This window comes from Streptomyces sp. SGAir0957, from assembly GCF_043523415.1.
The window spans coordinates 4,284,764-4,307,374 of record NZ_CP027293.1 but is presented as its reverse complement, the minus strand read 5'-3'; the positions used below and the strand labels follow the sequence as shown (position 1 = coordinate 4,307,374).

Sequence of the window (22,611 nt, the reverse complement as noted above, 5' to 3'; positions counted from 1 at the left end):
TCCACGTGGACGACGCCCACGGCGGAACGAGCGACAAGGACCTCCTCTCCCGTCACGTGGCCGGTGACCCCGACGCCTTCGCGGAGATCGTGCGCCGTCACCGGGACCGGCTCTGGGCCGTGGCCCTGCGCACCCTGGGCGACCGGGAGGAAGCCGCCGACGCCGTACAGGACGCCCTGGTCTCCGCCTATCGTGCCGCGCACACCTTTCGCGGCCAGTCCGCCGTGACGACCTGGCTGCACCGCATCACCGTCAACGCCTGCCTGGACCGGGCCCGCAAGATGGCCTCCCGCAAGACCTCACCCGTGGACGACGCCGAGCGACTCGACCAGATCCTGGAGCCGCACGAGTCCGCCGCAGCCCCCGCCGAGCGCAACGACCTCCACCGCGAGCTCCTGACCGCCCTGCGCTCGCTGCCGGCCGACCAGCGGGCCGCACTCGTCCTCGTCGACATGCAGGGCTATCCGGTGGCCGAGGCCGCCCGGATACTCGACGTCCCCGTCGGTACCGTCAAGAGCCGCTGCGCACGGGGCAGAGCCAGACTCCTCCCCCTCGTGAACCACCTCCGTACGGACGGCGACGGTCAGGCAGGCGGTGGAAATCCACCTGCGGCGAGGAACCGGACGGCGGGGACATCCGTCCCACCGGCGGCAGGGCCTCGGGACGAGGCAGGACCACATGATTCAGCTGCGGTGAAGGGCGGAGGTGGGCGAGGGTGACCTCCACGACCGGTACGGCGCATCACCCGGAACACCCGGAGGTCGAGGAGATCTCCGAACTCGCCGAGGGTCTGCTGCCCGCTTCCCGTACCGCCGATCTCCGCAGGCACCTCGAGGGCTGCGCGCTCTGTGCCGACGTCTATGCCTCTCTGGAAGAGATGCGCGGTCTCCTCGGTACGCCGCTGCCGGGGGCGACCCGCATGCCCGACGACGTCGCCGGACGCATCGACGCGGCGCTGGCCGCCGAGGCGCTCCTGGGCAACCTCACGCCCGACCTCACGGCCCCGGAGACAGCGCAGGGGACGACCCAGGGTTCGGGCGAGGGAACGGACGAGGGGGCGGACAAGGACGCACGCGACACGACCGATCCCGTTTCACGTGAAACATCGGTCGCCTCCACCCCGCGTTCCACGGACCGGCCGTCCGGTCACCCCCGTGCCACCGCCGGGCCAGGGCGCAAGCCCCGCACCAGGCGACGGCGCACAGGTGCCGCTCTGGGCGCGGTCCTGACCGTCGCCGCTCTCGGCGTGGGCGCGCTCCTCCTGCAGAACGGGGACGGGACACCGACGGCGAAGGAGAGCACCCCAGCCGACACCTTCGCCGACAGCTCCCTGGAGACGAAGGTCTCGGAGCTCCTCGGTGGGAGTAGTGAAAGCGCCACGCCCCTCGGCACGGAGGCGCCCTCGTTCGGGACGCAGGAGAGCAGTCCCAAGGCGCCTAAGTCTCTCTCCATGCCGAAGCGGGCGCCCACCGTGCCGGCCTGTGTACAGCTCGGGACCCACCGCAATGAGGACCCTCTGGCGGTGGAGAAGGGCACGTACGAAGGAAAGAGCGCCTACCTCGTCGTGCTGCCCCACAAGACCGACCCGGCGCATCGCGTCACCGCGTTCGTCGTGGACTCCTCCTGTTTGAAGGAGGCTTCGTCCGAGGGCGAGCTGCTGTACACCCACGACTACGACCGCGGCTGACGGGCACCCGAACGCAACCCCGACGTGCGCCCGGACACGTCGGGAATGCGAGCCCCGTAGGATCCGTTGGGTGGGGTGAGAGTCCTGAGAAGAGGCTCCCCCGGCAGTACGCAGCAGTCCCGCAGAGACGAGGAAACAAGCCGTGAGCGACGTCCGTAACGTGATCATCATCGGCTCCGGGCCCGCCGGCTACACGGCGGCGCTCTACACCGCGCGCGCGTCGCTGAAGCCACTCGTGTTCGAGGGCGCGGTCACCGCCGGTGGCGCGCTGATGAACACGACCGAGGTGGAGAACTTCCCGGGCTTCCAGGACGGCATCATGGGCCCCGAGCTCATGGACAACATGCGCGGCCAGGCCGAGCGCTTCGGCGCCGAGCTCGTGCCCGACGATGTCGTGGCCGTCGACCTGACCGGCGACATCAAGACCGTGACGGACACCGCGGGCACCGTGCACCGCGCGAAGGCCGTCATCGTCACCACCGGTTCCCAGCACCGCAAGCTCGGCCTGCCCAACGAGGACGCGCTGTCCGGCCGCGGCGTCTCCTGGTGCGCCACGTGTGACGGCTTCTTCTTCAAGGACCAGGACATCGCCGTGATCGGCGGCGGCGACACCGCGATGGAGGAGGCCACCTTCCTCTCGCGCTTCGCCAAGTCCGTCACGATCGTCCACCGCCGCGACACCCTGCGCGCCTCCAAGGCGATGCAGGAGCGTGCCTTCGCGGACCCGAAGATCAAGTTCGTCTGGGACAGCGAGGTCGCCGAGATCAAGGGTGACCCGAAGCTCGCCGGCCTGACGCTGCGCAACCTGAAGACGGGCGAGACGTCCGAGCTGCCCGTGACCGGTCTCTTCATCGCCATCGGCCACGACCCGCGGACGGAACTCTTCAAGGGCCAGCTCGACCTCGACGACGAGGGTTACCTGCGCGTCCAGGCCCCCTCGACGCTCACCAACCTGACGGGTGTCTTCGGCGCCGGTGACGTGGTGGACCACACCTACCGCCAGGCGATCACGGCGGCCGGTACCGGCTGCTCCGCCGCCCTCGACGCCGAGCGCTTCCTCGCCGCGCTCTCCGACGGTGAGGCCCCTGAGCCCGAGAAGACGCCGACCAGCGTCTGATCCCGCACTTCCACCCCCGCAACCCCCAGAAAAAATGAGGAGCCCGCTGTGGCCGGCAACCTGAAGAACGTGACGGACGCTTCCTTCGACGAGGACGTCCTGAAGAGCAACAAGCCCGTGCTGGTCGACTTCTGGGCCGCCTGGTGCGGTCCGTGCCGTCAGATCGCGCCCTCCCTCGAGGCCATCGCCTCCGAGTACGGCGACAAGATCGAGGTCGTCAAGCTCAACATCGACGAGAACCCGGCCATTGCCGCCAAGTACGGCGTCATGTCGATCCCGACCCTGAACGTCTACCAGGGTGGCGAGGTCGCCAAGACCATCGTCGGCGCCAAGCCCAAGGCCGCCATCGTGCGCGACCTTGAGGACTTCATCGGCGAGTAATCTCAGCGCCGCTGTTTCACGTGAAACACGAAGGGTCGACCCGATCGGGTCGGCCCTTCGTCATGTCCTGCAAGCTCCACCAGGGCGCGTCTCACAACGGCCGCAGAGCCGGCTCCTTCTGTACCGCGCCCAGAAGCCGGTCCAGGGCCATCTCCACATCCTCTTTCCACGAGAGCGTCGTCCGCAGATCCAGCCGCAGCCTCGGATAGGAGGGATGCGGACGGACAGTCTTGAAGCCCACCGCCAGCAGGTGATCGGCGGGCAGGAGGCAGGCGGGCTCCTTGCCCTGAGCGTCGCCGAACGCCTCGATCGCCTTGAAGCCGCGCCGCAGCAGATCCTTGGCGACGGTCTGCACGATGACGCGGCCCAGCCCCTGCCCCCGGTAGCCCGGCGTGATCCAGGCCGTCATCAGTTGCACGGCGTCGGGGGAGACCGGGCTCGTGGGAAAGGCCGTGGAACGAGGCACGTACGCGGGCGGCGCGTAGAGCACGTAACCGGCCGGGACGTCATCGACGTAGACGACGCGGCCGCAGGATCCCCACTCCAGGAGGACGCCGGAGATCCATGCCTCCTTCTGCAGCTCCGCCGTACCGGCTCTTACCGCTGCTTCACCGCTGACGGGGTCCAGCTCCCAGAAGACACACGACCGGCAACGCTTGGGAAGGTCCGGAAGGTTGTCCAGCGTGAGCGGTACGAGCCGACGCCCCATGAAGGCTGATCCTCGCTTCCTTCGCCCGCGGCGACACGGGCGGCTGTCAGAGCGCCCCGTTCCCTGAGCAGACTGCCGACGAATCCGCCGACCGCGCCCAGTCCGAGACCAGCGGTCATCAGTCCGGTGCGACTCACCGATCGCATGACCCCGCCTCCCCTGTGAGGTGCTGCCAGGTGAATGCGCTCTTCCCGGTCGCATCGTAACCACGATGCGATTCCATCGATACCGTAAAAAAGCAAAGAGCGGGCCGTGTTCCGGTACACACCGGACACAGCCCGCTTTTCGCCTAACACTCCTGGCCGGACGGTCAGTCCTGTTCTTCGCTCTCGCTTCCCTCGGGAAGGGCGCTCTGCTCGGAGAGCCCGTTCTGCAGAACCGGCCCCTCGCCCGGAGCGAGCGTGTCGAGGATGCGCTCCAGGTCGTCCATCGATGCGAACTCGACGACGATCTTGCCCTTCTTCTGTCCGAGGTCGACCTTCACCCGCGTCTCGAAGCGGTCCGACAGCCTCGTGGCGAGGACGTTGAGAGCCGGGGAGACGCGAGCGCCGGCCCTCGGCCCCTTCGCTCGAGCCGCGCTGGTGGGCCGCGAACCCATCAGGGTCACGATCTCCTCGACCGCCCGCACCGAGAGCCCTTCGGCCACGATGCGGTGGGCGAGCCGGTCCTGCTCCTCCGAGTCGTCGACCGAGAGCAGGGCGCGGGCATGACCGGCGGACAGCACACCTGCCGCGACCCGCCGCTGCACCGCCGGTGACAGCTTCAGCAGACGCAGCGTGTTGGAGACCTGCGGGCGGGACCGGCCGATGCGGTCGGCCAGCTGGTCGTGCGTGCAGTTGAAATCCTTGAGCAGCTGGTCGTAGGCAGCGGCTTCTTCCAGCGGGTTCAGCTGGGCACGGTGCAGGTTCTCCAGGAGCGCGTCGAGGAGAAGCTTCTCGTCGTCCGTGGCCCGCACGATCGCCGGGATGCGATCGAGCTCCGCCTCGCGGCAGGCGCGCCAGCGGCGCTCGCCCATGATCAGTTCGTAGCGCCCCGGACCCGCCTGCCGTACGACGACAGGCTGCAGCAGGCCGACTTCCTTGATGGACGTGATGAGCTCGGCGAGGGCGTCCTCGTCGAACACATCACGCGGCTGCCTCGGGTTGGGCGTGATCGCGTCGAGCGGCAGCTCCGCGAAGTACGCTCCCGCGGGCGCGTCGAACCCGTCGGCCGCGCCGGAGTTCACTTCCTCCGTTTCACGTGAAACCTGAGCGGGTGGCAACGATGCCACCTTGGCCGCAGCCACCCCTCGCTCCGTCGTCAGCACGGGCACCGAGGCGGGAGAAGTCGACGCTCCTCCTGCCGGGCCCGCGGGCGCCGCCTTCTCCGGCGTGGGAGCAGCCGGGATCAGTGCGCCGAGACCACGGCCCAGTCCCCTCCGTCGATCGCTCACTGAATACCCTCCGGCGTGCTGTGCTGGTCAAGTGAAGTGCCCGCGTGGGCACGCTGGGCGTCGTAGTGGATCCCCACCCCGCGCAGCGCCATCTCCCGCGCTGCTTCGAGGTAGGAGAGCGCACCGCTCGACCCTGGATCGTAGGTCAGCACCGTCTGCCCATAGCTCGGCGCCTCCGAAATACGGACCGAGCGCGGAATGCTCGTCCGCAGCACCTCGTCGCCGAAGTGGTTCCGAACCTCGTCGGCGACCTGGGAGGCCAGCCGCGTCCGTCCGTCGTACATGGTCAGCAGGATCGTCGAGACGTGCAGCGTGGGGTTCAGGTGACCCCGCACAAGATCGACGTTCCGCAGCAGCTGGCCGAGCCCTTCCAGCGCGTAGTACTCGCACTGGATCGGGATGAGGACCTCGGCCCCGGCGACGAGCGCGTTGACCGTCAGAAGGCCGAGCGACGGCGGGCAGTCGATGAGGATGTAGTCCAGCGGCTGCTCGTACGCCTGGATGGCCCGCTGCAGCCGGCTCTCGCGTGCGACCAGCGAGACCAGCTCGATCTCCGCGCCGGCGAGGTCGATGGTGGCCGGAGCGCAGAAGAGGCCTTCGACATCCGTGACCGGCTGGACCACTTCCGAGAGCGGTCTGCTCTCGACCAGCACGTCGTAGATGGAGGGCACATCGGCGTGGTGATCAATACCCAGAGCCGTGGAGGCGTTGCCCTGTGGATCCAGATCGACGACCAGGACACGTGCACCGTGCAGCGCGAGAGATGCCGCAAGGTTGACTGTCGTCGTGGTCTTACCGACCCCGCCCTTCTGATTCGCCACCACCATGACGCGGGTCTGCTCCGGACGCGGCAGGCCTTCGCCTGCGCGACCGAGGGCTTCTACTGCCAGTTGGGCAGCGCGACCGATGGGGGTGTCGTCCATCGGGGTCGGTGTTTCACGTGAAACATCCTCCCCCGCCGACTCGGTGCGGGGACCGGGGACCGGATCGGTCATCGGTCCCGCGATGTTGGCGTCGGACCGCAAGGATTCACTCTCCTCGACTTCAGGCTCGCAATGAACAGAGCCTCCCATGCCGTCGGGGTCGAGAACCAGCGAGGCCCGGTCTTCTGTGGACGAATCCCCTTGTGTGGACAACTCCGTGCCCGAATCGAGGGATCCGAGGGGTCTACGGTCGCGGGGAGCGGCCGCTGTGCGGCCGCGACCGATGATGCCATGCAGCAGTGAGCGACGTTTCACGTGAAACACGATGCACCGCAGCCCGGTGCACTCCCGCGCGACACCCCGATATGCGTAGGTTTGGAAGCTTGTGTGGAGTACTGCTGGTCCTCAGGACGGATCAGCAGTACTCAGCAATCAGGCGTCTGTGTACTTAGCGCCTGCGCCGTGCGCGGCCCGTGCGGGCGGCCTTGGCCCGCTTGGCGGCGAACCGTACGCCACCAGGGCTCTCGCCGACCTCTACCCGCACCACCGTGGAGAGCGGGTCGACCACTCCCTCGCCGACGTGCAGGACGGAGGTCTCCACCGCACCCAGCTTGCTCAGCGCCGAACCCGCGTTCTTGAGCTCTTCCTCCGCCGTGTCGCCCTTGAGGGCCAGCATCTCGCCGTACGGCCGGAGCAGGGGGACACCCCATGCGGCCAGGCGGTCCAGCGGGGCCACAGCGCGCGCCGTGACGACATGGACGGGCGTCAGCTTCCCCAGAACTTCCTCGGCACGTCCGCGCACCACCGTCACGTGGTCGAGCCCGAGCAACTCGACGACCTCGGTCAGGAACGTCGTACGCCGCAGCAGCGGTTCAAGGAGCGTGATCTTGAGGTCGGGGCGGACCAGTGCCAGCGGGATGCCCGGCAGCCCGGCGCCCGAGCCCACGTCGCACACGGTGACGCCCTCCGGAACCACCTCGGAGAGCACCGCGCAGTTGAGGATGTGCCGCTCCCACAGGCGCGGCACCTCGCGCGGGCCGATGAGACCGCGCTGCACTCCCGCGTCGGCGAGCAGCTCCGCGTAGCGGACGGCGTCCAAGAAGCGATCGCCGAATACCGCCCGCGCCTGCTCAGGAGCCGGGGGGAGTTCTGCTGCCTCCGTCACGAGGACCGTCCTTCCGTACCGCACTAGCGCACTGGGTGGCTGACTAACAGGCTGACAAAGATCGGCCCCGCCTGCGAACAGACGGGGCCGGAAAGCGACGTGCCGATCAGGCGGGAAGCACGACGACGAAGCGCTGCGGCTCCTCGCCCTCGGACTCGCTGCGCAGGCCGGCGGCCTTGACCGCGTCGTGCACGACCTTGCGCTCGAACGGCGTCATCGGCTGCATCTTGACCGGCTCGCCGGTGTTCTTCACCTCGGCCGCGGCCTTGGCGCCCTGCTCGGTCAGCTCGGCGCGCTTCTTGGCGCGGTAGCCGCCGATGTCGAGCATGAGCCGGCTGCGGTCGCCCGTCTCACGGTGCACGGCCAGCCGCGTCAGCTCCTGAAGGGCCTCCAGAACCTCCCCGTCGCGTCCGACGAGCTTCTGCAGATCGCGGCCGCCCGCGTCACTGACGATGGAGACGGCGGCGCGGTCGGCCTCGACGTCCATGTCGATGTCACCGTCGAGGTCGGCGATGTCCAGCAGACCCTCGAGGTAGTCCGCAGCGATCTCGCCCTCCTGCTCGAGGCGGGTCAGGGTGTCGCCACCCTCGGCAGCGGCGGAGGTGGTGCCTTCCGTCACGGGATGGACTCCTTTGTACGTCGAGGACTTACGTCGAGGGTTACTTCTTGGACGAGGACTTGGAACGCGGCGGCTGGCCCTTGCGCTGGCCGGACTTGGCCTTGCTGCGGCCGTTCGCGCCCGTGGCGGTGGAACCGCCGGCGGGCTTGGCGCCGGACTGCTTGGCCTGCGGGACGGCGTCCTGCGGCTCGTCCTTCTTCTCAAGGGAGGGCTTCGCCGGGGAGGCGGGCTTGGCCGGGGCTCCGGTGACACCCGTCTGACGCTGCGACTTGGACTGCCGCTTCGGCTGCTGCCGCTTCGCAGCGGCGGTCGTGCCGTCCTCGTCCAGGACCTCCGTGGCGGCGGAACTCTTCACCACGGTGCCGTCGGCCTGAGCGGCGAGACCGGCCTTGCTGAGGCCGTTGATGAACTTCCGCTCCTGCTCGTTGCGGTCACGGCCCTTGGCGACGATGCCCTTGACGATGTTCCGCTCCCGCTTGGTGCGGGTCGCGCTGTGCGTGACCACGTGCTTCTGCAGGCTCTCGAGCATCTTGGCCTGCGCCTTGCTGCCCGGGGTGGGGTTGCGGCTGATCACGTACATCTGCTGGCCCATGGTCCACACGTTGGTGGTCAGCCAGTAGACGAGGACACCGACGGGGAAGTTGATACCCATGAACAGGAAGATCAGGGGGAAGACGTACATCAGCATCTTCTGCTGCTGCATGAACGGCGTCTTCACCGTGAGGTCGACGTTCTTGGTCATCAGCTGGCGCTGCGTGTAGAACTGCGACGCCGACATCAGCACGATCATGATCGCGGTGACCACGCGGACGTCCGTCAGCGAGGCGCCCATCTTGGCGATCTCACTGGCGCTGTCCGTGAACTTGGCGGCCAGCGGGGCACCGAAGATGTGCGCCTTCTGGGCACTGTCCAGAAGCGACTGGTCGATGACGCCGATCTTCTTGTTGTCGGCGATACCGGCGAGCGTGTGGTAGAGCGCGAAGAAGAACGGCGACTGCACGAGGATGGGAAGGCACGAGGAGAGCGGGTTGGTGCCCGTCTCCTTGTACAGCTTCATCATCTCTTCGGACTGACGCTGCTTGTCGTTCTTGTAGCGCTCCTGGATCGCCTTCATCTGCGGCTGGAGCAGCTGCATGTTCCGGGTCGCCTTGATCTGCTTCACGAAGAGCGGGATCAGGCAGATCCGGATCAGTACCACCAGGGACACGATCGACAGACCCCAGGCCCATCCAGTGTCAGGGCCGAAGACGGCCCCGAAGACCTTGTGGAACTGGACGATGACCCAGGACACCGGGGTCGTGAGAAACGCGAAGACACCAGAAATCGCGTTGACGATATCGGAAATCATGTCCCTGATCAGGCTCCTTGGGCATGGGGCGAAGTCGCTGCGGACGGGTTGTCCTGGGCGGAGGGGTCCTCGCCCGGGGCGACGGGGGCCGCTTTCTTGTCCCCGCGCAAGGCGTCACGGATCATCTCGTGCCAGCGCGGACGCTTGCGTGGTGGAACGTGGTCGACACCGCCGGGCGACCATGGATTGCACCGGAGGATGCGCCAGGCGGTGAGGGCTGTTCCCTTGATCGCACCGTGCCGGTCGATGGCCGTGAAGCCGTAGTGGGAACACGACGGGTAGTACTTGCACACGGGACCAAGGAGCGGACTGATGGTCCACTGGTAGATCTTGATCAGTGCGAGCAGTGGGTATTTCATCGCGCGCCCCCTCCCAGCAGCCGCTGAAGGGCGGCGTCCAGGTCTCGGGCCAGCTGTGCGTGGGTGGCGTCGCCCGCTCCGGGCAACGCGCGTACGACTACCAGGCTACCTGGGGGCAACAAGGCCACTCGGTCCCGCATGAGGTGGCGGAGTCTGCGCTTGACCGCGTTCCGTACGACGGCTCCACCCACGGCTTTGCTCACGACGAAACCCGCACGCGATGGGGTAACGCTCTCCCCAAGCGCGTGCGGGTCCGTTGAACCGCTGCGTAGATGGACGACGAGTAGCGGGCGGCCGGCCCTGCGTCCTCGGCGTACCGCGGTCGCGAAGTCCTCGCGCCGCCTCAGCCGATGCTCGGTAGGCAGCACGTCATGACCTGATTACGAGATCAGGCGGACAGGCTGGCGCGACCCTTGCCACGACGGTTGGCGAGGATCGCACGGCCGGCACGGGTCCGCATGCGAAGGCGGAAACCGTGGGTCTTGGCGCGACGGCGGTTGTTCGGCTGGAAGGTGCGCTTGCTCACTCGGGGGCTCCAGAAAATCGTGTGGTGGCGGGACATCGCCTGGCTGTCACCGTGCGCCCACGAGTAGCTCGCAATACGCCCGAGTGCACCGCTACACGACCCCCGTGGAACCGGGGGACCGCGATCTTGCCCATCGGAGGCAGGCGGCAGCAGCCATCGACAACTCGACCTGGTTACGGTACGCGCGGCTACGCCATCCGGTCAAACCGGCCCCACGCGGGAGACACTGTCCACAGGCTGGGGACAACAACTTGAACCGCAGCGGTCGCGCTGACTACCGTGGCTGAACTCCGATTCGTTCCCTTCTCACCACCCCACCCGATTTTCTTCCCGACCCGTCCCAGGAATCACACGTTCGTGGGACCAGCGAGAGAGCGTGCCCTGTGGCTGACGTACCTGCCGATCTTGCCGCAGTGTGGCCACAAGTTCTGGAGAAACTCCTCGGGGAAGGCCGCGGGCAGGGCGTCGAGACGAAGGACGAACACTGGATCCGGCGCTGCCAGCCGCTCGCGCTGGTCGCCGACACCGCACTCCTCGCGGTCCCCAACGAATTCGCCAAGGGCGTACTCGAAGGCCGCCTCGCCCCGGTCGTCAGCGAAACGCTGAGCCGCGAGTGCGGGCGCCCCATCCGTATCGCGATCACGGTCGACGACTCCGTCGGCGAGACCCCCGCGCCCCCGGCCCCGCCGGTCCAGCAGCACCGCTATGAGGACGCCGAGCCCCCGGCCGCCGGCCAGCAGCGCGACACGTACGACAGCCGCGACTCCTACGACGGCTACGAGCGACGCGGCCCGGAGGAGCACGGCCAGCGCGGCGACCAGCAGCCATCGCGCGCCGACCAGCTGCCGACCGCCCGCCCGGCCTACCCGGACTACCAGCGCCCCGAGCCGGGCGCCTGGCCGCGCCCGCAGCAGGACGAGTACAGCTGGCAGCAGCCCCGCCTCGGCTTCCCGGAGCGGGACCCGTACGCGTCGCCCCCGCAGCCCCAGCACGACTACCGGCAGCAGGATCGCTCGCCCTACGAGCAGCAGTCGTACGAGACCGAGCGCGGCCGCTACGGCCAGCAGCCGGAACGCTCGCCCTACGAGCAGAACCAGGGGGACCGCTCCTCCTATGAAGAGCGGTCTTCCTACGACGAACGCTCCTCTTATGAAGAGCGGCCTTCCTACGACGAGCGCCCTTCTTATGAGGAGCGCGGTTCCTACGACTCCCCGCGCGAGCGCCAGCAGCGGCGCGATCCGGGTGAGCTGTCGATGGGCGGCCGCCACGGCCAGGACAATGGCCCGTCGGGACCCGGCGGCCCCGGCGGACGCGGTGTCCCCAGCGGCGCTCCGGGCCCGCTGGCCGCGCAGCCCGCGCCCGCGACCGGTCCCGGTGAGCCGACCGCTCGCCTGAACCCCAAGTACCTCTTCGACACCTTCGTCATCGGCGCCTCGAACCGGTTCGCGCACGCAGCCGCGGTCGCTGTCGCCGAAGCGCCGGCGAAGGCGTACAACCCCCTCTTCATCTATGGAGAGTCGGGGCTCGGCAAGACGCACCTCCTGCACGCCATCGGGCACTACGCCCGCAGCCTCTACCCGGGCACGCGCGTGCGCTATGTGAGCTCCGAGGAGTTCACCAACGAGTTCATCAACTCCATCCGCGACGGCAAGGGCGACAGTTTCCGCAAGCGCTACCGCGAGATGGACATCCTGCTCGTCGACGACATCCAGTTCCTGGCGGACAAGGAGTCGACGCAGGAGGAGTTCTTCCACACCTTCAACACGCTCCACAACGCCAACAAGCAGATCGTGCTCTCCAGCGACCGGCCGCCCAAGCAGCTGGTCACGCTCGAGGACCGGCTGCGCAACCGGTTCGAGTGGGGTCTGATCACGGACGTTCAGCCGCCCGAGCTGGAGACGCGTATCGCGATCCTCCGCAAGAAGGCGGTGCAGGAGCAGCTCAACGCCCCGCCGGAGGTCCTTGAGTTCATCGCGTCCCGCATCTCGCGCAACATCCGTGAGCTGGAAGGGGCGTTGATCCGGGTCACGGCCTTCGCGTCGCTCAACCGACAGCCTGTGGACCTGGGGCTCACCGAGATCGTCCTCAAGGATCTGATCCCCGGTGGTGAGGACGCGTCCCCCGAGATCACGGCGACGGCCATCATGGCGGCGACGGCCGACTACTTCGGGCTCACGGTGGAGGACCTCTGCGGATCCTCCCGCAGCCGCGTCCTGGTGACGGCCCGGCAGATCGCCATGTACCTCTGCCGCGAGCTGACGGACCTCTCGCTGCCGAAGATCGGCGCCCAGTTCGGCGGCCGCGACCACACCACCGTGATGCACGCCGACCGCAAGATCCGCGCCCTCATGGCCGAGCGGCGCTCCATCTACAACCAGGTCACCGAGCTCACGAACCGCATCAAGAACGGCTGACAGCAAGCCGGTTACGTCCCTCAAGGGCGCTTCGGGAACCCTCCCGGGGCGCCCTTCTTCGTGGGCGAACGCGCGCGCGATCGCTGCTGCGTACGAGCGCGGACCCCGTCACTGTTCGATTACTTGGCACGTTACGGCTGTTCTCCACAGATGTGCCGGATTTTTTCGCTCCACAGCCTGGGGAGGGCGAAGTTGTCCAGACGGTGTCCACAGCGCACGGTAGTGAAATCTCATCAGGCCAGGTCAGGTGGGTGTGGATTGGTGGACAGAAGTTCTCCACAGGCTGTGGACAGACTTTTCATCCACAGCCTGTGCACTGCGTTGTCCACCGGCGACCCACAGGATCTCAGCTGTTGTGCACAGCGGAGGGAAGCTTCTCCACATCGCTGTCCACTGTTCGGCAACGCGACGCGCTCCATCACCGGGCCGAGTGAAAGCCGTCACACCGAGGGGGTGGGTTGGGCTGTGGGGAACGTGGGTAAAGCTGGGGACGGCTCTGGGGAGAAGTGGCCCTCGCCTGTGCATCGGGTGTGCAGAACTTTTCGCCGTCCACAGATAGGACGGGTTGTCCACCGCCCCCGCCCACAGGCCCAGTGGACAAAAAACCGGCTCTGACCTGCGGAAACGGGGTTATCCACGGTTTCCACAGGCCCTACTACTACTCCCAACTAGAGAGAGCTGGGAATTCGTTTCGAAGTGGGGGCTGTGCACAACTCGCTCCCGGCGGCCCGACTGCCGCTCGGCACGACTTGACCCCGACAGGCACCGACTGTCAGTGCGGTGCGTCAGACTGGTCCCCGGTGTTCTCCCCATCGGTGGGCCGAGCGACACCACGTCTGACGACGAGACCGATGACCAACGCAGGGCGAGAGCAGCCAGCAACAGCAGGAGGCGGCTTACGGTGAAGATCCGGGTGGAACGCGACGTACTCGCGGAGGCAGTGGCCTGGGCGGCGCGCAGCCTCCCGGCACGACCGCCTGCGCCTGTCCTCGCTGGCCTTCTCCTGAAGGCCGAAGAAGGGGCGCTCAGCCTGTCGAGCTTCGACTACGAGGTCTCGGCACGCGTCTCCGTGGACGCGGAGATCGACGAAGAGGGCACGGTGCTCGTCTCCGGCCGTCTCCTCGCCGACATCTGCCGCGCCCTCCCCAACCGTCCGGTGGAGATCTCCACAGACGGTGTACGAGCGACCGTGGTCTGCGGCTCCTCGCGATTCACACTCCACACCCTGCCTGTGGAGGAGTACCCGGCGCTGCCGCAGATGCCGACCGCCACGGGCACCGTTCCCGGTGAGGTCTTCGCCTCGGCCGCCCAGCAGGTGGCCATCGCCGCCGGCCGCGACGACACGCTGCCCGTCCTCACCGGCGTGCGCATCGAGATCGAGGGCGACACGGTGACGCTCGCCTCCACCGACCGCTACCGCTTCGCGGTCCGCGAGTTCCTGTGGAAGCCGGAGGACCCCGAGGCGTCCGCGGTCGCCCTGGTGCCCGCCAAGACGCTCCTGGACACCGCCAAGGCGCTCACGAGCGGCGACACGGTCACCCTGGCGCTCTCCGGCTCCGGTGCGGGCGAGGGCCTCATCGGCTTCGAGGGCGCGGGCCGCCGCACCACCACCCGCCTTCTCGAGGGCGACCTGCCGAAGTACCGCACGCTGTTCCCGACGGAGTTCAACTCCGTGGCCGTCATCGAGACCGCCCCCTTCGTGGAGGCCGTCAAGCGTGTGGCCCTGGTCGCCGAGCGCAACACCCCGGTGCGGCTCAGCTTCGAGCAGGGCGTGCTCATCCTGGAGGCAGGCTCCAGCGACGACGCACAGGCTGTGGAGAGGGTCGACGCCCAGCTGGAGGGCGACGACATCTCGATCGCGTTCAACCCGACGTTCCTGCTCGACGGCCTGAGCGCGATCGACTCCCCGGTCGCCCAGCTGTCGTTCACGACCTCCACCAAGCCGGCGCTGCTCAGCGGCAAGCCCGCGGTGGACGCCGAGGCGGACGACGCGTACAAGTACCTGATCATGCCGGTGCGACTGTCCGGCTGAGTCGCTGAAGGGCACGTCGTCCGGGGTCCCGCCCGAGCGACCGTGCCCTTTTCGCGCCTCTGAGCGCCTTGTGGGGCGCCCGTCGCCCGAAAGGCGTGGGCGGCGCCCCCAGGTTTAGGCTCGGACGCGGGTACGCGGGCGCGGTGACGTGCCGGTACATGCCTCTCCACGCCCTGTCGCAACGTAAGGAACCACTGATGGAGCTCGGTCTCGTCGGCCTCGGCAAGATGGGCGGCAACATGCGCGAGCGCATCCGCCGCGCGGGCCACACCGTCATCGGCTACGACCGCAATGCGGACCTCGCGGACGTCCACAGCCTGGAAGAGCTTGTGGGCAGCCTCAAGGGCCCGCGTGTGGTGTGGGTGATGGTCCCGGCGGGCGCCGCGACCCAGTCCACCGTCGACGAGCTGAAGGAGCTGCTCTCCGAGGGCGACGTCGTCGTGGACGGCGGCAACTCGCGCTGGACGGACGACGAGAAGCACGCGGCCGAGCTGGGCGTGAAGGGCATCGGCTTCGTCGACTGCGGCGTCTCCGGCGGTGTGTGGGGCCTGAAGAACGGCTACGCGCTGATGTACGGCGGCACCGAGGAGAACATCGCCAAGGTCCAGCCGGTCTTCGACGCGCTGAAGCCGGAGGGTGACTTCGGCTCGGTGCACGCGGGCAAGGTCGGCGCGGGCCACTTCTCCAAGATGGTCCACAACGGCATCGAGTACGCCATGATGCAGGCCTACGCCGAGGGCTGGGAGCTGTTGGAGGCCGCCGACTCGGTGACCGACGTGCGCGAGGTCTTCCGCTCCTGGCAGGAGGGCACGGTCATCCGTTCCTGGCTGCTCGACCTGGCGGTCAACGCCCTGGACGACGACGAGCACCTCGGCAAGCTGCGCGGCTTCGCGGCCGACTCCGGTGAGGGCCGCTGGACCGTCGAGGCGGCCATCGACCACGCGGTGCCGCTGCCCGCGATCACCGCGTCGCTCTTCGCCCGCTTCTCCTCGCGGCAGGAGGACTCGCCGCAGATGAAGATGATCGCCGCGTTGCGCAACCAGTTCGGCGGCCACGCCGTCGAGAAGGCCTGAATCCACAGGCCGGACAAAAAGCCTGATCCACAGGCCGGGACAACCGGTCCACAGGCGAAGAAGAACTGATCCACAGCTGTGCACGGCTGACCCACAGCCGGGCACGGCACCACGCGAACCACTGGGGGAGGTCGGCCCACGACCATGCACGTCACGCATTTGTCGCTGGCCGACTTCCGCTCGTACCCCCGGGCCGAGGTCGCCCTCGACCCGGGCGTCACCGCGTTCGTGGGCCCCAACGGGCAGGGCAAGACGAACCTCGTCGAGGCCGTCGGCTATCTCGCCACCCTGGGCAGCCACCGCGTCTCCTCCGACGCCCCGCTGGTCAGGATGGGCGCCGAGCGCGCCGTCATCCGGGCCCAGGTGCGCCAGGGCGAGCGCCAGCAGCTCATCGAGCTCGAACTCAACCCCGGCAAGGCCAACCGCGCCCGCATCAACAGGTCCTCGCAGGTCAGGCCGCGTGACGTGCTCGGCATCGTACGGACCGTGCTGTTCGCGCCCGAAGACCTCGCCCTGGTCAAGGGCGATCCCGGTGAGCGGCGCCGCTTCCTCGACGAGCTGATCACCGCCCGCTCTCCGCGCTTGGCCGGCGTGCGCTCCGACTACGACCGCGTCCTCAAGCAGCGCAACACGCTCCTGAAGTCCGCGGCGCTGGCCCGGCGCCACGGCGGCCGCACCATGGACCTCTCCACCCTCGACGTGTGGGACCAGCACCTCGCGCGCGTGGGCGCGGAACTCCTCGCCCAGCGGCTCGACCTCATCGCGACGCTGCAACCGCTGGCCGACAAGGCGTACGAGCAGCTCGCGCCCGGCGGCGGGCCGGTCGCCCTCGACTACAAGCCGTCCTCGCCGCAGATCACCGGGCACGCGCGCGAGGAGCTCTACGAGCAGCTCCTCGCCGCCCTGGAGGAGGCCCGCAAGCAGGAGATCGAGCGGGGCGTCACCCTGGTCGGCCCGCATCGCGACGAACTGCTCCTGAAGCTCGGGCGGCTGCCCGCAAAGGGGTACGCCAGCCATGGCGAGTCCTGGTCGTACGCGCTGGCGCTGCGCCTGGCCTCGTACGACCTTCTGAAGGCCGAGGGGAACGAGCCGGTGCTCGTCCTCGACGACGTCTTCGCGGAGCTGGACGCGCGCCGCAGGGAGCGTCTGGCGGAGCTCGTGGCGCCGGGCGAGCAGGTCCTGGTGACGGCGGCGGTCGACGACGACGTACCGGGGGTGCTCACGGGCACGCGGTACGCCGTCTCCGAGGGGACGGTGGAGCGACTGTGAGCGACGGCACATTCGACGCGGACCAGGGCGCGGACAAGCCGCGGAAGCCGGCGCCGGAACCCTCCGGGGTCGACCTCGCCCGCGTCGCCCTGCGCGCCGCGAAAGAGGCCGCACGCGCGCGTGGCGCGGCGGCACAGCAGAAGAAGCAGGTCCGCCGCGGCGGCTCGCTGCGCTCGGGCGCCCGCGCGGACGGACGGGACCCGATGGGGCTCGGGCCCGCCATCAACCGGCTGATCACCGAGCGCGGCTGGGAGACGCCGGCCGCGGTCGGCGGCGTCATGGGCCGCTGGCCGCAGATCGTCGGCGAGGAGCTGGCCAGGCACTGCGTGCCGCAGAAGTACGACGAGGACGAGCGCGTCCTGGTGGTGCAGTGCGATTCGACGGCCTGGGCGACGCAGGTGCGGATGCTGGCGCAGCAGCTGGTCAGGCGGCTCAACGAGGACCTCGGGCACGGCACCGTGCGCCGCATCGACATCAGGAATCCCGGGGGTGGCCCGCGCCGCTACGGCCCCTTGCGCGCCCCTGGGAGCACGGGTCACGACGACACCTTCGGGTGACCGCGGAGCCCCGGTAGCTGGGGGTTGACACCCCGAAGCGCTGAGTGCCGCTGTGAGCCTCTTGGAGCCCCGTTCCGCATATGGGGAGTCGGCCGAGACCGGTTGAGGGCGGCACATGCGGACTCAGGTACCGCCAAACCCCCATCACTGTCGGCGCTACCGGTAGACTGGAAGCTAATCCCGCCCCACTTGTGGGACGCACCGAGCAACGCTGACAGGGCTTACCGAACCAACACGCCGCAGCCGCACCGGCCACCAACCGGGAGCTTGGCTTGTGCTGTGCCAGAAAGGGCGCTTCGTGGCCGATTCCGGCAACCCCAACGAGAACATCCCGTCCACCGACGCAGACGCGCGCGTGCACGTAGGGGCGACTGAAGCCTCGTACGACGCGAGCGCGATCACCGTCCTCGAAGGGCTGGACGCGGTCCGCAAGCGACCCGGCATGTACATCGGCTCGACCGGTGAGCGTGGCCTTCACCACATGGTGCAGGAGGTTGTGGACAACTCCGTCGACGAGGCCCTGGCCGGGCACGCCGACACCATCGACGTGACGATCCTGCCCGACGGCGGGGTCCGCGTCATCGACAACGGCCGCGGCATCCCCGTCGGCATCATCCCTTCCGAGGGCAAGCCGGCCGTCGAGGTGGTGCTGACCGTCCTGCACGCGGGCGGCAAGTTCGGCGGCGGCGGCTACGCCGTCTCCGGTGGTCTGCACGGCGTCGGCGTCTCCGTCGTCAACGCGCTGTCCACCAAGGTCTCCGTCGAGATCAAGACAGAGGGCCACCGCTGGACGCAGGACTACAAGGCGGGGGTGCCGACCGCGCCGCTCGCCAAGCACGAGGCCACCGAGGAGACCGGTACGTCGGTCACCTTCTGGGCCGACGGTGACATCTTCGAGACCACCGAGTACTCCTTCGAGACGCTGTCGCGGCGCTTCCAGGAGATGGCCTTCCTCAACAAGGGCCTGACGATCAAGCTCACGGACGAGCGCGACTCCGCCAAGGCCGTCGTGGGCGCGGACACCGCCGACGCCAAGGACGACAACGAAGCGCGTTCGGTGACGTACCACTACGAAGGCGGCATCGTCGACTTCGTGAAGTACCTCAACTCCCGCAAGGGCGAGGTCGTCCACCCCTCCGTGATCGACATCGAGGCCGAGGACAAGGAGAGGCTGCTCTCCGTCGAGGTCGCGATGCAGTGGAACACGAGCTACAGCGAAGGCGTCTACTCCTTCGCCAACACGATCCACACGCACGAGGGCGGCACGCACGAGGAGGGCTTCCGGGCCGCGCTGACCGGTCTCATCAACCGGTACGCGCGCGACAAGAAGCTGCTGCGCGAGAAGGACGACAACCTCACGGGCGACGACATCCGCGAGGGTCTGACCGCCATCCTCTCGGTCAAGCTGGGCGAGCCTCAGTTCGAGGGCCAGACCAAGACCAAGCTGGGCAACACCGAAGCGAAGACGTTCGTCCAGAAGGTCGTGCACGAGCACCTGACGGACTGGCTGGACCGCAACCCGGTCGAGGCGTCGGACATCATCCGCAAGTCGATCCAGGCGGCCACCGCGCGCGTGGCGGCCCGCAAGGCGCGCGACCTGACGCGCCGCAAGGGTCTCCTCGAGTCGGCGTCCCTGCCGGGCAAGCTCTCCGACTGCCAGTCGAACGACCCCACCAAGTGCGAGATCTTCATCGTCGAGGGTGACTCCGCCGGCGGCTCGGCCAAGTCCGGCCGGAACCCGCAGTACCAGGCGATCCTCCCGATCCGAGGCAAGATCCTCAACGTCGAGAAGGCGCGGATCGACAAGATCCTGCAGAACCAGGAGATCCAGGCGCTGATCTCCGCGTTCGGCACCGGGGTCCACGAGGACTTCGACATCGAGAAGCTCCGCTATCACAAGATCATCCTGATGGCGGACGCCGACGTCGACGGCCAGCACATCAACACCCTGCTGCTGACCTTCCTCTTCCGCTTCATGCGGCCCCTGGTCGAGGCCGGCCATGTTTTCCTCTCCCGGCCGCCCCTGTACAAGATCAAGTGGGGTCGCGAGGACTTCGAGTACGCCTACTCGGACCGTGAGCGCGACGCCCTGATCGAGATGGGCCGCCAGGCGGGCAAGCGCATCCGGGACGACTCGGTCCAGCGCTTCAAGGGTCTCGGTGAGATGAACGCCGAGGAGCTGCGCATCACCACGATGGACCAAGAGCACCGCGTGCTCGGCCAGGTCACCCTGGACGACGCCGCCCAGGCCGACGACCTGTTCTCGGTCCTCATGGGCGAGGACGTCGAGGCACGCCGCTCGTTCATCCAGCGCAACGCCAAGGACGTCCGTTTCCTCGACATCTGAGTCGGTCTCAGCTGACCGCCGCAGAAAGGATTGTCACCAGCAATGGCCGACGAGAACACCCCGGTTACCCCTGAAGAGGGCGAGATCGCCCTCCGTGTCGAGCCCGTCGGGCTCGAGACGGAGATGCAGCGCTCGTACCTCGACTACGCGATGTCCGTCATCGTGTCCCGCGCGCTGCCCGACGTGCGCGACGGCCTGAAGCCCGTGCACCGCCGCGTCCTGTACGCCATGTACGACGGCGGCTACCGGCCCGAGAAGGGCTTCTACAAGTGCGCCCGCGTCGTCGGCGACGTCATGGGCAACTACCACCCGCACGGCGACTCCTCGATCTACGACGCCCTGGTCCGCCTGGCGCAGCCGTGGTCGATGCGGATGCCGCTGGTGGACTCCAACGGCAACTTCGGCTCTCCCGGCAACGACCCGGCGGCCGCCATGCGGTACACCGAGTGCAAGATGGCGCCGCTGTCCATGGAGATGGTCCGCGACATCGACGAGGAGACCGTCGACTTCACGGACAACTACGACGGCCGCTCCCAGGAGCCGACCGTCCTGCCGTCCCGCTTCCCGAACCTGCTGATCAACGGCTCGGCGGGCATCGCGGTCGGCATGGCGACCAACATCCCGCCGCACAACCTGCGCGAGGTCGCGGCCGGCGCCCAGTGGTGCCTGGAGAACCCGGAGGCCTCGCACGAGGAGCTCCTGGAAGCCCTCATCGAGCGCATCAAGGGCCCCGACTTCCCGACCGGCGCCCTTGTCGTGGGCCGCAAGGGCATCGAAGAGGCGTACCGCACCGGGCGCGGCTCCATCACGATGCGCGCGGTCGTCGAGGTCGAGGAGATCCAGAACCGCCAGTGCCTGGTGGTCACCGAACTCCCCTACCAGGTCAACCCGGACAACCTCGCCCAGAAGATCGCCGACCTCGTCAAGGACGGCAGGGTCGGCGGCATCGCGGACGTCCGCGACGAGACGAGCTCGCGCACCGGTCAGCGCCTGGTCATCGTCCTGAAGCGGGACGCCGTCGCCAAGGTCGTCCTGAACAACCTCTACAAGCACACCGACCTGCAGACGAACTTCGGCGCCAACATGCTGGCCCTCGTCGACGGAGTGCCGCGCACCCTGTCGCTCGACGCCTTTATCCGCCACTGGGTCGCCCACCAGGTCGAGGTCATCGTCCGGCGCACCAAGTTCCGGCTGCGCAAGGCCGAGGAGCGCGCGCACATCCTGCGCGGCCTCCTGAAGGCCCTGGACGCCATCGACGAGGTCATTGCCCTCATCCGGCGCAGCGACACCGTAGAGATCGCGCGAGAGGGCCTCATGGGCCTTCTGGAGATCGACGAGATCCAGGCCAACGCCATCCTCGAGATGCAGCTGCGCCGACTGGCCGCCCTGGAGCGCCAGAAGATCGTCGCCGAGCACGACGAACTGCAGCAGAAGATCAACGAGTACAACGCGATCCTGGCCTCGCCCGAGCGGCAGCGCCAGATCATCAGCGAGGAGCTCCAGCAGATCGTCGACAAGTTCGGCGAGGACCGGCGCTCCGCGCTCGTGCCCTTCGACGGTGACATGTCCATCGAGGACCTCATCGCCGAGGAGGACATCGTCGTCACCATCACGCGTGGCGGCTACGTCAAGCGCACCAAGACGGTCGACTACCGCTCCCAGAAGCGCGGCGGCAAGGGCGTACGCGGGACGAAGCTCAAGGAAGACGACATCGTCGACCACTTCTTCGTCTCCACGACCCACCACTGGCTGCTGTTCTTCACCAACAAGGGCCGCGTGTACCGCGCCAAGGCGTACGAGCTTCCCGACGCCGGGCGGGACGCGCGCGGGCAGCACGTGGCGAACCTGCTCGCCTTCCAGCCCGACGAGGCGATCGCGGAGATCCTCGCGATCCGCGACTACGACGCCGCGCCGTACCTGGTCCTCGCCACCAAGGCGGGCCTGGTGAAGAAGACGTCGCTCAAGGACTACGACTCGCCCCGCTCCGGCGGTGTCATCGCCATCAACCTGCGCGAGACGGCCGACGGCGCGGACGACGAGCTGATCGGCGCCGAGCTGGTCTCGGCCGAGGACGACCTGCTGCTCATCAGCAAGAAGGCGCAGTCGATCCGGTTCACCGCGACGGACGAGGCATTGCGGCCCATGGGCCGCGCCACTTCGGGCGTCAAGGGGATGAGTTTCCGCGAGAGCGACGAACTGCTCTCGATGAATGTCGTCCGGCCCGGTACGTTCGTCTTCACCGCCACGGACGGTGGCTACGCCAAGCGGACCGCGGTCGACGAGTACCGTGTGCAAGGCCGTGGCGGCCTCGGCATCAAGGCTGCCAAGATCGTGGAGGACCGTGGTTCGCTCGTCGGCGCGCTGGTGGTCGAGGAGACGGACGAGATCCTCGCCATCACGCTCTCCGGCGGTGTGATCCGTACGCGCGTCAACGAGGTCAGGGAGACAGGCCGTGACACCATGGGCGTCCAACTGATCAACCTTGGCAAGCGCGATGCCGTCGTCGGTATCGCTCGCAACGCCGAGGCCGGTCGTGAGGCCGAGGAGGTCGACGGTGACGACGCGGACGCGGACGGCACCGTGACCGACGCAACGGCCCAGGACGAAACGGCCGTCGTAACGGACGAGGGCGAGCAGTCCTCGGCCGAGTAGC

The 22,611-nt window shown here is 68.2% G+C and carries 20 protein-coding genes; 11 read left to right on the top strand and 9 right to left on the bottom strand.

What is annotated here, in order from left to right:
- Positions 1 to 5 precede the first annotated feature (5 nt).
- From sigM to trxA, 4 genes are all read left to right on the top strand, one after another.
- Positions 6 to 719: an RNA polymerase sigma factor SigM gene (sigM, locus tag C1N81_RS24095; protein WP_394432366.1), complete on the top strand. Its 714-nt coding sequence runs from the start codon at positions 6 to 8 to the stop codon at positions 717 to 719.
- Positions 716 to 1,687 (top strand): anti-sigma factor family protein, encoded by a 972-nt coding sequence (locus C1N81_RS24090; protein ID WP_394432364.1) that lies wholly within the window; start codon positions 716 to 718, stop codon positions 1,685 to 1,687. Before sigM ends, C1N81_RS24090 begins: the two co-directional genes overlap by 4 nt.
- Before the next feature lie 142 nt (positions 1,688 to 1,829).
- Entirely contained in the window at positions 1,830 to 2,804 is a 975-nt protein-coding gene (gene trxB, locus C1N81_RS24085) for a thioredoxin-disulfide reductase (protein ID WP_394432363.1), read from the top strand.
- Between the two features lie 48 nt (positions 2,805 to 2,852).
- Positions 2,853 to 3,185: a thioredoxin gene (trxA, locus tag C1N81_RS24080; protein WP_394432361.1), complete on the top strand. Its 333-nt coding sequence runs from the start codon at positions 2,853 to 2,855 to the stop codon at positions 3,183 to 3,185.
- A 91-nt stretch (positions 3,186 to 3,276) separates the two neighbouring features.
- Here the strand turns inward: trxA and C1N81_RS24075 are convergent, their stop codons facing one another.
- From C1N81_RS24075 to rpmH, 9 genes are all read right to left on the bottom strand, one after another.
- A complete protein-coding gene (locus C1N81_RS24075; protein ID WP_394432359.1) occupies positions 3,277 to 3,894 on the bottom strand; it encodes a GNAT family N-acetyltransferase in 618 nt (205 codons plus the stop codon).
- A 310-nt stretch (positions 3,895 to 4,204) separates the two neighbouring features.
- Positions 4,205 to 5,326: a ParB/RepB/Spo0J family partition protein gene (locus C1N81_RS24070; RefSeq protein WP_394432357.1), complete on the bottom strand. Its 1,122-nt coding sequence runs from the start codon at positions 5,324 to 5,326 to the stop codon at positions 4,205 to 4,207.
- Positions 5,323 to 6,399 carry a ParA family protein gene (locus C1N81_RS24065; protein WP_394438194.1) on the bottom strand — a complete coding sequence of 359 codons (1,077 nt, stop codon included), beginning with the start codon at positions 6,397 to 6,399 and terminating at the stop codon, positions 5,323 to 5,325. Before C1N81_RS24065 ends, C1N81_RS24070 begins: the two co-directional genes overlap by 4 nt.
- Positions 6,400 to 6,697: 298 nt before the next feature.
- Positions 6,698 to 7,414, bottom strand: coding sequence for a 16S rRNA (guanine(527)-N(7))-methyltransferase RsmG (gene rsmG, locus C1N81_RS24060; RefSeq protein ID WP_394432355.1), 717 nt, complete (start codon positions 7,412 to 7,414; stop codon positions 6,698 to 6,700).
- 106 nt (positions 7,415 to 7,520) lie between these two features.
- Entirely contained in the window at positions 7,521 to 8,033 is a 513-nt protein-coding gene (locus C1N81_RS24055) for a Jag family protein (protein ID WP_394432354.1), read from the bottom strand.
- Between the two features lie 40 nt (positions 8,034 to 8,073).
- Positions 8,074 to 9,381: a membrane protein insertase YidC gene (yidC, locus tag C1N81_RS24050; protein ID WP_394432352.1), complete on the bottom strand. Its 1,308-nt coding sequence runs from the start codon at positions 9,379 to 9,381 to the stop codon at positions 8,074 to 8,076.
- 8 nt (positions 9,382 to 9,389) lie between these two features.
- A complete protein-coding gene (gene yidD, locus C1N81_RS24045; protein WP_394432350.1) occupies positions 9,390 to 9,740 on the bottom strand; it encodes a membrane protein insertion efficiency factor YidD in 351 nt (116 codons plus the stop codon).
- Positions 9,737 to 10,108, bottom strand: coding sequence for a ribonuclease P protein component (rnpA, locus tag C1N81_RS24040; RefSeq protein ID WP_394432348.1), 372 nt, complete (start codon positions 10,106 to 10,108; stop codon positions 9,737 to 9,739). Before rnpA ends, yidD begins: the two co-directional genes overlap by 4 nt.
- Before the next feature lie 20 nt (positions 10,109 to 10,128).
- A complete protein-coding gene (rpmH, locus tag C1N81_RS24035) occupies positions 10,129 to 10,266 on the bottom strand; it encodes a 50S ribosomal protein L34 (RefSeq protein ID WP_006381191.1) in 138 nt (45 codons plus the stop codon).
- 383 nt (positions 10,267 to 10,649) lie between these two features.
- Between rpmH and dnaA the strand changes: the two genes are divergently transcribed.
- The 7 genes from dnaA (at position 10,650) to gyrA (ending at position 22,610) form a co-directional block, all read left to right on the top strand.
- On the top strand, positions 10,650 to 12,680 hold the full coding sequence (gene dnaA, locus C1N81_RS24030) for a chromosomal replication initiator protein DnaA (protein ID WP_394432346.1): 2,031 nt from the start codon (positions 10,650 to 10,652) through the stop codon (positions 12,678 to 12,680).
- A 901-nt stretch (positions 12,681 to 13,581) separates the two neighbouring features.
- A complete protein-coding gene (dnaN, locus tag C1N81_RS24025; protein WP_394432344.1) occupies positions 13,582 to 14,712 on the top strand; it encodes a DNA polymerase III subunit beta in 1,131 nt (376 codons plus the stop codon).
- A gap of 197 nt (positions 14,713 to 14,909) precedes the next feature.
- Positions 14,910 to 15,785, top strand: a complete 876-nt coding sequence (gene gnd / locus C1N81_RS24020; RefSeq protein ID WP_394432342.1) for a phosphogluconate dehydrogenase (NAD(+)-dependent, decarboxylating) — start codon at positions 14,910 to 14,912, stop codon at positions 15,783 to 15,785.
- A 144-nt stretch (positions 15,786 to 15,929) separates the two neighbouring features.
- Entirely contained in the window at positions 15,930 to 17,054 is a 1,125-nt protein-coding gene (gene recF / locus C1N81_RS24015; protein WP_394432340.1) for a DNA replication/repair protein RecF, read from the top strand.
- Positions 17,051 to 17,611 (top strand): DUF721 domain-containing protein, encoded by a 561-nt coding sequence (locus tag C1N81_RS24010; protein ID WP_394432338.1) that lies wholly within the window; start codon positions 17,051 to 17,053, stop codon positions 17,609 to 17,611. The genes recF and C1N81_RS24010 overlap by 4 nt, the downstream gene beginning before the upstream one ends.
- Positions 17,612 to 17,885: 274 nt before the next feature.
- A complete protein-coding gene (gene gyrB / locus C1N81_RS24005; protein ID WP_394432336.1) occupies positions 17,886 to 19,958 on the top strand; it encodes a DNA topoisomerase (ATP-hydrolyzing) subunit B in 2,073 nt (690 codons plus the stop codon).
- A 42-nt stretch (positions 19,959 to 20,000) separates the two neighbouring features.
- Positions 20,001 to 22,610, top strand: a complete 2,610-nt coding sequence (gene gyrA, locus C1N81_RS24000) for a DNA gyrase subunit A (RefSeq protein WP_394432335.1) — start codon at positions 20,001 to 20,003, stop codon at positions 22,608 to 22,610.
- The last annotated feature ends 1 nt before the right edge of the window (position 22,611 follow it).

Bases quoted from the DNA above. Each gene is read 5' to 3' on its own strand.
- C1N81_RS24065 (WP_394438194.1), bottom strand. From the start codon at position 6,399: ATGGGAGGCTCTGTTCATTGCGAGCCTGAAGTCGAGGAGAGTGAATCC.
- recF (WP_394432340.1), top strand. From the start codon at position 15,930: ATGCACGTCACGCATTTGTCGCTGGCCGACTTCCGCTCGTACCCCCGG.
- gyrA (WP_394432335.1), top strand. From the start codon at position 20,001: ATGGCCGACGAGAACACCCCGGTTACCCCTGAAGAGGGCGAGATCGCC.
- yidC (WP_394432352.1), bottom strand. From the start codon at position 9,381: ATGATTTCCGATATCGTCAACGCGATTTCTGGTGTCTTCGCGTTTCTC.
- C1N81_RS24075 (WP_394432359.1), bottom strand. From the start codon at position 3,894: ATGGGGCGTCGGCTCGTACCGCTCACGCTGGACAACCTTCCGGACCTT.
- gnd (WP_394432342.1), top strand. From the start codon at position 14,910: ATGGAGCTCGGTCTCGTCGGCCTCGGCAAGATGGGCGGCAACATGCGC.
- yidD (WP_394432350.1), bottom strand. From the start codon at position 9,740: ATGAAATACCCACTGCTCGCACTGATCAAGATCTACCAGTGGACCATC.